The following is an 11,943-nucleotide window of genomic DNA, read 5'->3' as shown; positions in this document are numbered from 1 at the left end:
TATTTAGACGTAACGGTTAAGGCAATTTAAATCCGCAAAGGATTGCTCAAGGCGCTTCACCATATGCTCTTCACTTTGGCGCAACCAAACGCGGGGGTCGTAATATTTTTTATTGGGTTTTTCATCGCCATCGGGGTTGCCGATCTGGCCTTGTAAATAATCGGCATTGTTTTTGTAGAAGCTCATAGTGCCCTCCCAAAACGCCCATTGGGTGTCGGTGTCTATATTCATTTTCACCACACCGTATTGGATTGCCTGAGTGATATCGGCTGCTTCCGAACCTGAACCGCCGTGAAACACAAAATCCAAACTGTTATAGGGTACACCAAATTTTTCGCTCACATAGGCTTGTGAATTGCGCAAAATTTCCGGGGTGAGTTTTACATTGCCGGGTTTGTAAACACCGTGCACATTGCCGAAGGAGGCGGCGATGGAAAATTTGTCGCTGATCGGGCGCAATTTTTCGTATGCGTAGGCGACATCTTCTGGTTGGGTGTAGAGCGCGGAATTATCCAGATGGCTATTGTCTACGCCATCTTCTTCACCACCAGTGCAACCCAGTTCGATTTCCAGCGTGATGCCCATTTTGTGCATACGCGCCAAATAGGCGGCAGAAATTTCGATATTTTCTTGCAGCGACTCTTCCGACAAATCGATCATGTGTGAGCTGAACAGCGGCGCACCGGTTGCGGCAAAATGTTTTTCGCTGGCATCGAGCAGGCCATCGATCCAGGGCAATAATTTTTTCGCGGCGTGGTCAGTGTGCAAAATCACCGGTACGCCATAGGCTTCGGCAACTGTATGTACATAGTGCGCGGCGGCAATGGAGCCGAGTATAGAACTGCCCTGGCCTTCGAGTTTGATGCTTTTACCGAGAAAAAAAGCAGAGCCGCCCTGCGACAATTGCACAATCACCGGTGAATTGACTTTGCTAGCTGCTTCGAGCGTGGCATTAATCGTATTGGTGTTGGCTGCGTTTACGGCTGGGTAGGCAAAACCGCCGGCTTTGGCAGCATTGAATAGGGTTTTTACGGCATCGCCAGTGGCAACGCCGGGGGCAACAAGGTTAGCGAGACTGTTCATCATCAAATCCTGAGCTGTGGTTGATTTTTTTGTGATGACCGTGTTGTTCGCCGATTAGTTTTTTTAGTTTTTCTTTTTGATTGTTTTATTGGAGTAGCAACTCGTCTTTTAAAAGGGAGTCGTCATCCTCAGCTAGGCGCCCCCACTTAGCGGGGATCCATAGGTTTTAACGTAACATCAAAAGCTGGACTCCCGCGTGCGGGAGTGACGACAACAACATAAATTAATCATCAATCTCTGCAAGTTCGGATGCCTGTTCGCAAATCGCGCGGAAATGGCCCGGGTCCAGACTGGCGCCGCCAACGAGTAGGCCGTCGATATCGGTTTGCTGCAATAAATCCCGCGCGTTGCTTTTGGTCACGCTGCCGCCGTAAAGAATACGCACGCGGTTTGCTGTGTCTGCGTCAAAAATCTGCGTGAGTTCGGCGCGAATAAATTGGTGGACTTGCTGTGCAATTGCCGGTGTTGCTGCAAGGCCGGTGCCAATGGCCCATACCGGTTCATAGGCTACACACAGATCTTTGCCGGAAAGGTCAATGCCGGTAAGGCCGCCGCGCAATTGTTCGCGCAGAATTTCCTCGGTGATATTGCTCTCGCGCTGCTGCTTGTTTTCGCCAACACAGAGCACGGGCAGTAAACCTTGATTCAATGCGGTGCGTACTTTGATCTGGCAGCCCTCGTTATTCTCCGCAAACATGGCGCGGCGTTCCGAGTGGCCGATCAAACACAGCGAGCAGCCCGCTTGTTTAAGCATCTGCGCGGAGGTCTCGCCGGTGTAGGCGCCGGATTCATAGCGGCTGACGTTCTGACTGCCAATCTGCAATTCTGAATACTGCAAAAAGGTCATCATGTCGCGCATGTACAAATAGGGCGGGCAGATGGCGATTTGTGCAGCGAAGTGTTTGCCGATAAACGACGCCACGGAGGTGCAGATTAGATCCAGACCGCCGTTCAGTTTCCAGTTGGCGATGACTATAGGTTTACGCTGTTTCATGGTGTTGGCTCAAAAAAGAATTGGCGCGGATTAGGCGGCGCCATGGACTAGCCGCGACACGCCAGTAAACGCGACCTTTGATAGTGAAAATGCTACACAGGGGAATGAAATCGGGCAATAGCTGAGTGGTTTTATTTTGCTTAAAAATGGTTTTTTGTAGAAAATAAATCCTAATTAATGCTGAAAATGATGTGTAAACGTTTCATTTTTGCGGTTATTAAAAATGTAACCGTATACATTTATTGGGTGTCATTGAGTCCTGTTTAGGTTGTGGCTTTTTCGTCTGGGTTATAAATGGCGTAGTTATTTTTACTTTCGCGTTTGACCGAATACATCGCCTGATCGGCATGTTTGCGCAGGCTGAGGGAGTTGTCACCGTGCTGCGGGTAGAGGGCGATGCCGATACTCATACCGATTTTTTCCATCAACCCCGGCTGTACTTCAATTGGGGCTTGCTGCGCGTCCAGTATTTTTTGCGCGATGCGTTCAATCATGCCGATGTTGCCTGCATGGTTGAGGATCAATAAAAATTCGTCGCCGCCCAAGCGCGCGACAATATCCGAGTCGCGTACCATTTTGCGTAAACGGGTGGCGACCGTGACTAATACCTTATCGCCTGCATCGTGGCCGTAGGTATCGTTGATGAACTTGAAGCGATCGAGGTCGATCATCATCACCGCAAATTCGCTGCTGTTGATCGGGGTTTGGTGAATTAATTCCACCAGCGCGCTTTCCGCGGCTTGGCGATTACTCAAACCGGTGAGGCTGTCTTTTTCGGCGAGTTCGCGAATGCGCTCCTCGGAAAATTTGCGCTGGGTGACGTCGTACATCACGCCTTCTACGGTGGTGCCTTGCTGTTCGTTGTCGGCCGGTGAAAAAATGCAGTGCACCCAGCGCAGATTGACTTCGCTGCCGGTGCGGATGCGCAGATCAGCAGCTTGCGGCAACTGGCTGGCCAAGGCGAGCTGAATCAGCGCTCGGGCCTGTTCGTGATCGAGAAATACCCGCGCAATAATATCGTTGTTGGCGACGTTGGCGCTCTGCTGTTCCGCTAAACCGGTCAGGCGGAAAAAGGCTGGGTTGGCGGTAACCAGTGCGCCCAACTCCCGCACTAAAAAAATGCCCGCGCTGCTGTCTTCAAAAATACCGCGAAAGCGTGTCTCCAATAGCTCTACCCGGTGGCGTAACTGCCGCTCCTCTTCAAGCATCTTTTCAACTGTGTGTAGCAATGCGTTGATGTCGCCGGCAAGCAGGCCAATTTCGTCGCCGCGGTGCAGGCTATTAACATCGAGTCGTTTGCCATCGCCCGGGGTGATGCGGTGCAGGTTGCCAGATAAATAGGAGAGTGGCCGCGTCATCATCCAGTAAACCAATATCAACACCAGTAGTGCTACTACCGCACCTTGGGCGGCGAGGCCAATGGTGGTGGCCATGGCGGAGTCGCGGGCGCGTAGGGCAATGAGTGCAATGTTGGGAGTGACTGCCAGTTGCCCTACTTTTTCTTTGTCGTCAAAGGGGGCAATCAACGGGATGGAGATGAGTGTTTGCTTGGCATCACTGCTGGTTTTGCCGTCCTGCCCGATGATTTCGTTATTGGCGATAATTTGTGCGCCCACCACAATATCGTTTTGCGTCAAACCGGTGACCACTTGCTGGGCGAGTTCACGATTGCCGACATAGGCGGCAATCGCTGCCGTGGTCTGCACAGTTTCCAATAGCTGCTGCACTGAGCGCTCACTATCGCTAAACGAGCTTTCATAGCTGCTTTTGTAAAAAAACTGCGATGACAGCATCACCACAAAAAGCGCGGCGGCGGCAACGCTCAGGGATACTTTGATGTGAAGGCTTTTGATATTCATTCGGGGGTGTTTAGCTCCATCACAATTTTTACACTAGCGGGCAGCGGCTGGCGATTGACATAGGCGATCGCACTGGGGTTGGCGGCGACTTCCGCAATCACTTGTTGTTCATCGGTTAATTGTTTGGGGGGCGACATACGCCCGGCAAAGACCAATGTTGCCCAATAGGCATCCACCTGCGCCTCGCTTTTGCCGGTCAGGGTTTTGTAGAAGCTGGCACGCACCGGTGTACCGGCCTTCAAATCCAGAGTTTGGGCAGGTTGTCGATCGGGAAAAACCGAGCTGCGCCCCATGAATAGATCGACCACTTGTTTGTGTTCCATGCGGCTGATGGGGTTTTGCGCATTGACGATTACCAAGGTGTCAGCTTGGAGCAAGTTGCTAAAACCCAGCAAAATGATCGATATCAACAGTTTCATCATTAGAACAATACATCCAGTGAAACGCTTGTTACCTGTGATTTTTGATTCTCGGTAATGGCTTGCCCGGATTGGGTTCGCAGCCATAAGTTGGTGCCTTGTCGGTCGATTCTAAATTCTTCAAGTTGCACTTTAAGTGCCATTTTGGCGGCAAAATCCCAGCGCACGCCCAGGCCTAGGCTTTTTTGATGGATGCGCACACCATTGAGATTGCGCGCGGTGGCGGCTGCCAGTTGCGTCAACTGTTCAGCAATGGGGCTGGGGTAGCCCGCTGGTGCAGTAACAATAGTTGCCTCGCGTGTGGGGCGAGCCACACCGCCGAGGGCATAGAGCGAGAATTGTTCGAAGCGGCGGCCAATACTGAGATAGGCGTGGTCACTTTGGGGCACTATGGCCGTTGCACTGCGCAATTGTGTCGCCTCTGCCTGTGCCCACCAGTGATTGTTGTCGTAGCCAAAGCCCACTTCGTGATAGCTAAAGTTACGCCCCTTGGTGGCCGTCATTCCAGCCCAATCTGCCGCTTCGGGCCAGAGCGGAACAGCTGCATCAAGTGCATCAATCAGTGGTTGAGCCACATTGTTATTGATGGCTACGTTGGCGTAGCTATAGCGCAGCTTCCAATCATTTTGCTCCCACACCACACTTGCACCACTCACATCAAAATCCAGGCGAGTTGTATCGCTGGAGCGCAAACCGGTAGGGAACTTTTGATCGGAGTTGCCATAAAACACTTTCAGGTTGAGTGTACCCTGGCGCAAATTGAGGCGTTTATTCAGATCAATGCCATCAAAATGGTAGAGCGACAGCAGGGTGTAATAGTCGTGGGGCGGGCGCACCCAGGGGAAGGCATAACCGACCTGACGGTAATCCGACAACATAAAAATATCGGTACCCAAACGCCCCAAGCGCAGGTCAAAACCATCGACCGGGCGATAGCGGACAAAGGCCCATTCGACGGAATTATTGAGGTTGTTCTCGTGGCGATCTTTGGCGACCAGCTGCACAGTGGTGTCGAAGTTGGATGACCAACTGCTGTCCCACTGGCCGCCAATCAAGCTATCGGTGCGCCATTCAAGGGAGTCATCATAAGAGCCATCGCCCTGGGAAATATCGCGGCGAAAGGCGAGTTTAGGGTTGTCGCTAGTAACTAGCCCAAGCGTGGCAAATCCTGAAAAGCGATGCTCAACATCCGCCTGTGCAACAGCGGCAATAGTCAGCAGCGCCAGAAGGGGAATTGATTGGCAATAGCGCGTGATACAAAACATAAATAGAGGTACCTGCGAATCGGGCAGCGATCAGTCGATCAATATGGACTGAGTATAGTCATTGAGTGTTGGATTGCTGCCGCGACGTTAAAAAAGCTACATCTGGGCGATGTATTTGGAGAGGGTTTCAAACTTGTCGGCATCGTTATCAACAAAGCGGATAACAATTTTGACCACGTTGGTATCGGGGCGGCTTTCACCGGCTTGAATGCTATGAACATAGCCGTTGACGCGGGCGAGGCTATCGCCGTCGCCCGTTTCTATATCCACTACTGCCTGTTCGAAAATCGTGGGTAAATCATCTGCCCGCTGCATTAAACAGCTCATCATTTGCAGTGACATTTCACGGATCACGCAACCAAAGGTGCGGTTGTTAGAGAAGCGCAATTGTGCTTTGCCTTTGGCGGATTTGTTTGCCGCAACTGCTTTTACTGCCGGTGTTGTGGGCGCACTGGGGCTGGCTCCCAGAACACCAGCGCTGTTATTGGCAAACGGGTTAGGGGCTTTGGGGGCGGTAGAGATGGGTGCGGCGCCTCCCGTCAGTACATCAACCGAGGCAAAGGCGATCCCTTGGGTAGAGGCGGTGCGCACCTGTTGTACGGGCGTTTTGCCCGCGAGCTTGAGCTGTTTGAAGACTTTTTTTAGTAGTTCTTCGGCGGAAAAGGGCTTGGTTAAATAATCCGATACCCCCAGCTCAATGGCTTTGACTATGTGGTTGCGGTCGCCGCGGCTGGAGATCATTACAAAGGGAATAGCGCCCGCGTTGGGCATGGCGCGCACTGCGGTGAGCAATTCGGCGCCGGTCATATTGGGCATTTCCCAGTCAGAGAGAATTAGATCCACCGCTTGGCCTTTGAGTTGTGCCAGCGCCCGTGCGCCATCGGGGGCATCAAATACTTCTACGCCGGGAATCTTATCGCGCAGCTGTTTTTTGATCATATCGCGAATAAATGTGGCATCGTCCACCACCAGAATACGAATGCCCATAGGTCATCCCTCTAACAATTATCCTTTTAGCCTAGACCAGCTTTAATAATTTGCGCGAGCCTGCAGATGGCGGATGGGGGTGTCGAGGGTAGTTTCGTCGTCGCGGAAATCGCCAATTTGTGCGGCTTCTACCGCAATGCGTAGCCAATAGCGGAGTTCGGCGGGGTGATCGAGCACTTCATTGGGCAATTCAAAAAAGCAGGATTCAACATTGACGGCGGCGCGCGGTTGGAAGGCGGTCATACCTTTTTGTTGGTAGAGCGGGCGCGAGTGTTCGTCGGCACGAAGGTAGAGGTGATCGTTGATGATAATGGCGAACTGTACGCCGCGATAATAGAGCCCGACACCGTTAAAAATCCGGCGGTAGGAAACCTCGGCCACTTGCGACAAGCGGGCGATAATGCGATCGAGATACGCATGGCTGAGGTTCATCGGGCGATTTCCTATCGTGGCTATTATTTGTTCTTCAAAACCCCCAAAACTGTAGGGAGCTGCGCATCCATTTGCAACGGTCTGTTAAGACCGTTTTCGATGCCAAAATGAGGATAGTTGAGTTTTTAACTATATGAAGGTTGCTGCTGAAAATTTTTATTTATATTGCGATTAGGCTGCTGCTCAGTGCATTTCATCCCGTAAAAACACCCACTCTTTTGGCGATGAGCTGGCCTCGTCGTAGCGGTAGCCCGCCGTATCAAAGCCTTTGATCTGCTCGGCTTTTTTCAGCTTGTTGTGGATGATGAAGGCACTCATCATGCCGCGCGCTTTTTTGGCAAAAAAGCTGATGATCTTGTACTGACCGTTTTTGCAATCTTTGAACACCGGCGTAATTACTTCGGCGTGTAGCTTTTTAGTGTTCACTGCACTCCAGTATTCGTTAGACGCGAGGTTCACCACTACCCGCTCTTGTTGCGTATCCAACTCCTTATTGAGTTGCTCGGTGATGATATCGCCCCAGAAGTGATACAGGTTTTTGCCGCGCGCATTGGCGAAGCTGGTGCCCATTTCTAATCGATAAGGTTGGATTAAATCGAGCGGACGCAATAAACCGTATAAACCCGAGAGAATACGTAAGTGTTGTTGCGCAAAGGTGAAATTGGCTTTGGAGAATTTGTCAGCCTCCATACCGGTATACACATCGCCTTTAAAGGCTAGTACGGCTTGTTTGGCATTGCTTGGCGTAAAGGGTAATTGCCATTCCAGAAAACGCTGGGCATTTAGTTCACCCAGTTTTTCGCTGATCGACATCAGCTTGGACACCTGCGGCGGCGTGAGCTGGCGCAGGTCGTTAATCAATTCCTGCGAATGGTCGAGGAATTGCGGCTGGGTGAATTCGGCGGTTTTGGGTGGCGTTTCAAAATCCAGGGTTTTTGCAGGCGAAATGAGATGCAACATAAGCGAGAGTCGATACCAGCAGCGGAGTGAAAAGATTATTCAGGTTTAAGCAGATCCAGCCACCAGTTGAGCGGTGTTTCGCCGTCGGTTGGGTCGTAGACATTGCCGTACATCCAGGCGCTTTGGCCGTCGCGGCCGACAAATTCGTTGAGTATGTTTTCAATCGCACTGAAGCCGCAGCTCACGTGGATGGAGTAAACCAACATACGCGGTGTCTCGCGGTCCAGTTCACCGCCGAGTTTTTCCAATTCGGCGGTGAGCACATCGCCCAGCGCTTGAATATCGTTGCGGCTGAAGACACGCACACTCAGATTGCCGCTGCGCTGAACCAAATCAAACTCGCGGGTATCGGGCAGCATTTTGACCACATCGCCACTGGCTAAACCCTTGGCAAAGGCGGGCGATTGCACCAGTTGGAAGTTGCCATCTTCCAGCTCGCGCACATGGAGTTGTTCGACAATCGGCTTGCCATCGGCGCCGATACCGGCAAAGAGTTCGATCACTTGCAGGGATTTCATTGGCAGGGATTCACCTTGTATTAAAAATCGTGTGGTAAAAGATGTGGCATTATACCCGCCTCTGTCTCAAGGAGTCTTACTATGAAAATACTTTCCCCGATTCTCGCCGTCAGTGTGCTGGCATGGTCGCTGACTGGCTGTGTGGTTAACCCGGTGACTGGCAAAAGCCAGATCTCACTGATGTCGCCCGAGCAAGAGGTGGCGACCGGCGCGCAAAACTATGTGCCCGCGCAGCAATCCCAGGGCGGCCAATATGTAGTTGACCCAGGCCTAACCGCCTATGTACAGCGGGTGGGCAAAAAACTCGCCGCAGTGAGTGATCGCCCCGATCTGCCTTACGAATTTGTGGTGCTCAATAACGATGTGCCCAATGCTTGGGCGATGCCCGGCGGCAAACTCGCCATCAACCGTGGCCTATTGGTGTACCTGCAAGATGAGGCCCAGCTGGCGGCAGTGATGGGGCACGAAATTGTGCACGCCGCCGCGCGCCACGGTGCGCAACAGCAAACCCAAAATGTATTGATGGGTGCGGGTGTGTTGATTGCCGGTGTGGCGATTGCCGAGAAAAAACCCGAGTACGGTGCTTTGGGAGTGGGCGCTTTGGCGGTGGGCTCACAGGCATGGCAAGCCAAATACGGTCGCGACCACGAGTTGCAATCCGACGAAGTGGGTATGAAGTACATGGCCAAAGCCGGTTACGATGCACAAGCCGCCGTTGAATTGCAGGAAATCTTTGTGAAGTTATCGGAAGGGCGTAATTCCGGGTTTATCGAAGGCCTGTTTGCCAGCCATCCCCCCTCACAGGAGCGTGTCGCACGCAACCGCGCTAATGCAGTTAAATATCCCGGTGGTGTGCGCAACAAAGAAGCGTTTCAGCGTGCTATGGCGCAAGTGAGCAAAGACAAGAAAGCCTACGCCAATTATCAAAAAGCGCAAAAACTGGCGGGAGAGAAAAAATATATTGATGCGATGAGTTATGTCGAACAATCTATCGCCCAACAGCCGAAAGAAAATTTATTCTGGGAGATGAAAGGTCAGTTGTTATTGCAGCAGGATAAAACCAGCGACGCAGTAGCCGCGCTGGATCGCGCCGTGCAAGCCAATCCGCAGTATTTTAAACCCTATGTGTTTCGCGGAATCGCCTATAGCCAGTTGGGTAAAAACGACATGGCAGAAAAAGATCTGCTGGTGAGCCAGCGTTATTTGCCCACTCAAATTGCGGCTTACTATTTAGGTGAGGTCAACATGGCCAAAGGCAACCGCGCGCAAGCGGCACAGTATTACCAGCAAGCTGCGCAAGGCGGTGGTGATATTGGCGAAGCGGCGAAGGGCAAGTTGGGTAAATTGCAGTAAGTTTTTGCCTGGCAACCTGTAACACAACAATAAAAACACGGCGGCGATTATGGCGTTACGTATAATCGCCGCCACACCATTCTGATAAAAAATCTAACTCATGAATCACACCTCAGCACCTGCGTCCTCATTTTTTCTGCTTCGCTGGCTCGATGCCATCGCCGAATTCACTGGCAATACCACGGCTTGGCTCACCGGCATTATGGTGATCATCGCCTGCATAGTGGTTGGCTTGCGTCATCTGTTGGGCATAGGCTCCATCGCCCTGCAAGAGTCAGTCACTTATATGCATGCGCTGGTGTTTATGCTGGGCGCGGCTTACACCCTAAAGCGCGGCGGACATGTGCGGGTCGATATTGTTTATCGCCGCATGTCAGTGCGTAAACGCGCCTGGGTGGATGTATTGGGCAGTTTGTTGTTTACCTTGCCGCTAATGATTTTTATCGGCTGGGGCAGCTGGGAATTTGTGCAGGAAAGTTGGCGAATAAACGAAGGCTCGGCAAATTCCGGGGGCATGGGCGGTGTGTATTTGTTAAAAAGTTTACTGCCACTGATGGCGCTGAGTGTGAGTTTGCAAGCCATCGCCGAATTGCTGCGCAGTTTGTTGCTATTGATGAATATAATTCCTGAGAGTGAGTTTGTTGCGCAGGAGGAATCATCATGCTAATTGAATTGATTCCGCTGTTTATGTTTGCCGCCATTTGTATTTTTCTAATGCTGGGTTATCCCGTTGCGTTTACCCTCGGTGGCGTTGCTCTGGCATGTGCCGGTATGGGCATTGTTGGCGGTGTTTTTGATCCAAATTTATTAAAAAGTTTTCCCTCGCGCCTGTACGGCATCATGAACAACTACACGCTAGTTGCCGTGCCGCTGTTTGTATTTATGGGTACGGTGTTGGAAAAATCGCGCCTTGCAGAAGATCTGTTAGAAAATATGGCCAAAGCCTGTGGGCGTTTGCCGGGCGGTTTGGGTATTTCAGTGATTGCCGTTGGCGCCATGTTGGCAGCGAGCACCGGCATTGTTGGCGCAACCGTGGTGACTATGGGTTTGATGTCGCTGCCGCTGATGATCAAACGCGGCTACGCGCCCAGTTTTGCTTGCGGCACTATTTGTGCAACCGGAACTCTCGGGCAAATTATTCCGCCCTCAATTGCATTGGTATTGCTGGGCGATGTGTTGTCGAGTGCGTATCAACAAGCGCAATTAAAACTCGGTGTGTTTAACCCAAAAACGATTTCCGTTGGCGATTTATTTGTTGCCGCCTTAGTGCCCGGTTTGTTGCTGGTTGCACTCTATATGCTCTATGTTTTTTTCACCGCGTTTTTCCGCCCGCATATTATTCCGCGTGTGGTGATCAACGATGACGAGCAACAAGTATCTTTTGTAAAAGTATTGCTGAGCTTGCTGCCGGTTTTGTTATTAATTGGCTTGGTGCTTGGTTCCATTTTAATTGGTGCGGCAACACCAACAGAGGCCGCCGGTGTCGGCGCTTTGGGTGCTTGTTTATTAGCTATCAGCAAAAAACAATTTTGTCTTAAACGCTTGCGTGAAGTCTCTCGCTCAACCCTGCAAATTAGCGCCATGATTTTTATGATATTAATCGGCGCATCACTGTTCTCATTAGTGTTTCGCGGCTTCGGCGGTGAAGAGTTAGTGCACAGCTTTTTCAGTCAGTTGCCCGGTGGTGTTTTCACTGCTGTATTGCTCGTTATGCTGGTGATGTTTGTGCTGGGTTTTATTCTCGATTTTATCGAAATTATTTTTGTAGTGGTGCCCATTGTCGGCCCAGTATTGCTCGCCATGGGGGTGGATCCAATCTGGCTGGGCATTATGATCGCCGTCAATTTACAAACCTCATTCCTCACCCCTCCGTTTGGTTTTGCCCTGTTTTATTTGCGCGGCGTAGCGCCCGCGAGCATTAAAACCAGTGAGATATATCGCGGCGTGATTCCCTTTATCGCCCTGCAATTATTGGTGCTCTGCGCTATGGCCCTGTGGCCGGGGTTGGTGACTTGGTTGCCGGAGCAGATGTAGGTCTATACTCTGAGCTTAATCCGCCTTTTGGAATTAGCT

At 51.3% G+C, this 11,943-nt stretch carries 12 protein-coding genes; 3 read left to right on the top strand and 9 right to left on the bottom strand.

Annotated features, from left to right (window positions below; genetic code table 11):
• Positions 1-3: 3 nt before the first annotated feature.
• The 9 genes from fbaA to AWU77_RS10340 form a co-directional block, all read right to left on the bottom strand.
• Complete coding sequence (gene fbaA / locus AWU77_RS10380) at positions 4-1,083, bottom strand: class II fructose-bisphosphate aldolase (RefSeq protein ID WP_062062900.1); 1,080 nt, start codon at positions 1,081-1,083, stop codon at positions 4-6.
• Between the two features lie 223 nt (positions 1,084-1,306).
• Positions 1,307-2,077 carry a triose-phosphate isomerase gene (gene tpiA, locus AWU77_RS10375; RefSeq protein WP_062062898.1) on the bottom strand — a complete coding sequence of 257 codons (771 nt, stop codon included), beginning with the start codon at positions 2,075-2,077 and terminating at the stop codon, positions 1,307-1,309.
• Between the two features lie 263 nt (positions 2,078-2,340).
• Complete coding sequence (locus tag AWU77_RS10370; protein WP_062062890.1) at positions 2,341-3,936, bottom strand: diguanylate cyclase domain-containing protein; 1,596 nt, start codon at positions 3,934-3,936, stop codon at positions 2,341-2,343.
• Entirely contained in the window at positions 3,933-4,358 is a 426-nt protein-coding gene (locus tag AWU77_RS10365) for a hypothetical protein (RefSeq protein ID WP_238582374.1), read from the bottom strand. Before AWU77_RS10365 ends, AWU77_RS10370 begins: the two co-directional genes overlap by 4 nt.
• The gene (locus tag AWU77_RS10360) at positions 4,358-5,620 is read right to left on the bottom strand and encodes a hypothetical protein (protein ID WP_238582373.1); all 1,263 of its coding nucleotides are present in this window, start codon (positions 5,618-5,620) and stop codon (positions 4,358-4,360) included. Before AWU77_RS10360 ends, AWU77_RS10365 begins: the two co-directional genes overlap by 1 nt.
• A 96-nt stretch (positions 5,621-5,716) precedes the next feature.
• Positions 5,717-6,607, bottom strand: coding sequence for a response regulator (locus AWU77_RS10355; protein ID WP_062062883.1), 891 nt, complete (start codon positions 6,605-6,607; stop codon positions 5,717-5,719).
• Positions 6,608-6,649: 42 nt separating this feature from the next.
• The gene (locus tag AWU77_RS10350) at positions 6,650-7,039 is read right to left on the bottom strand and encodes a TfoX/Sxy family protein (protein ID WP_062062877.1); all 390 of its coding nucleotides are present in this window, start codon (positions 7,037-7,039) and stop codon (positions 6,650-6,652) included.
• A 183-nt stretch (positions 7,040-7,222) separates the two neighbouring features.
• Positions 7,223-7,999: a peroxide stress protein YaaA gene (yaaA, locus tag AWU77_RS10345; RefSeq protein WP_062062872.1), complete on the bottom strand. Its 777-nt coding sequence runs from the start codon at positions 7,997-7,999 to the stop codon at positions 7,223-7,225.
• 35 nt (positions 8,000-8,034) lie between these two features.
• On the bottom strand, positions 8,035-8,523 hold the full coding sequence (locus AWU77_RS10340) for a DUF4265 domain-containing protein (protein WP_152625329.1): 489 nt from the start codon (positions 8,521-8,523) through the stop codon (positions 8,035-8,037).
• 75 nt (positions 8,524-8,598) lie between these two features.
• On the opposite strand from AWU77_RS10340, the gene AWU77_RS10335 reads away from it, so the two are divergent.
• The 3 genes from AWU77_RS10335 (at position 8,599) to AWU77_RS10325 (ending at position 11,904) form a co-directional block, all read left to right on the top strand.
• Positions 8,599-9,870 carry a M48 family metalloprotease gene (locus AWU77_RS10335; RefSeq protein ID WP_062062864.1) on the top strand — a complete coding sequence of 424 codons (1,272 nt, stop codon included), beginning with the start codon at positions 8,599-8,601 and terminating at the stop codon, positions 9,868-9,870.
• A gap of 100 nt (positions 9,871-9,970) precedes the next feature.
• The gene (locus AWU77_RS10330; protein ID WP_062062857.1) at positions 9,971-10,537 is read left to right on the top strand and encodes a TRAP transporter small permease subunit; all 567 of its coding nucleotides are present in this window, start codon (positions 9,971-9,973) and stop codon (positions 10,535-10,537) included.
• The gene (locus tag AWU77_RS10325) at positions 10,531-11,904 is read left to right on the top strand and encodes a TRAP transporter large permease subunit (RefSeq protein ID WP_062062852.1); all 1,374 of its coding nucleotides are present in this window, start codon (positions 10,531-10,533) and stop codon (positions 11,902-11,904) included. Before AWU77_RS10330 ends, AWU77_RS10325 begins: the two co-directional genes overlap by 7 nt.
• Positions 11,905-11,943 lie beyond the last annotated feature (39 nt).

It is taken from the genome of Cellvibrio sp. OA-2007 (assembly GCF_000953825.1).
In the GTDB taxonomy this organism is placed as follows: Bacteria; Pseudomonadota; Gammaproteobacteria; order Pseudomonadales; family Cellvibrionaceae; genus Cellvibrio.
This window is presented reverse-complemented; position numbering and strand designations above follow the sequence as displayed.

Bases quoted from the DNA above. Each gene is read 5' to 3' on its own strand.
- tpiA (WP_062062898.1), bottom strand. From the start codon at position 2,077: ATGAAACAGCGTAAACCTATAGTCATCGCCAACTGGAAACTGAACGGC.
- AWU77_RS10370 (WP_062062890.1), bottom strand. From the start codon at position 3,936: ATGAATATCAAAAGCCTTCACATCAAAGTATCCCTGAGCGTTGCCGCC.
- AWU77_RS10325 (WP_062062852.1), top strand. From the start codon at position 10,531: ATGCTAATTGAATTGATTCCGCTGTTTATGTTTGCCGCCATTTGTATT.
- AWU77_RS10330 (WP_062062857.1), top strand. From the start codon at position 9,971: ATGAATCACACCTCAGCACCTGCGTCCTCATTTTTTCTGCTTCGCTGG.
- AWU77_RS10350 (WP_062062877.1), bottom strand. From the start codon at position 7,039: ATGAACCTCAGCCATGCGTATCTCGATCGCATTATCGCCCGCTTGTCG.
- fbaA (WP_062062900.1), bottom strand. From the start codon at position 1,083: ATGAACAGTCTCGCTAACCTTGTTGCCCCCGGCGTTGCCACTGGCGAT.
- AWU77_RS10360 (WP_238582373.1), bottom strand. From the start codon at position 5,620: ATGTTTTGTATCACGCGCTATTGCCAATCAATTCCCCTTCTGGCGCTG.
- yaaA (WP_062062872.1), bottom strand. From the start codon at position 7,999: ATGTTGCATCTCATTTCGCCTGCAAAAACCCTGGATTTTGAAACGCCA.
- AWU77_RS10355 (WP_062062883.1), bottom strand. From the start codon at position 6,607: ATGGGCATTCGTATTCTGGTGGTGGACGATGCCACATTTATTCGCGAT.
- AWU77_RS10335 (WP_062062864.1), top strand. From the start codon at position 8,599: ATGAAAATACTTTCCCCGATTCTCGCCGTCAGTGTGCTGGCATGGTCG.
- AWU77_RS10365 (WP_238582374.1), bottom strand. From the start codon at position 4,358: ATGATGAAACTGTTGATATCGATCATTTTGCTGGGTTTTAGCAACTTG.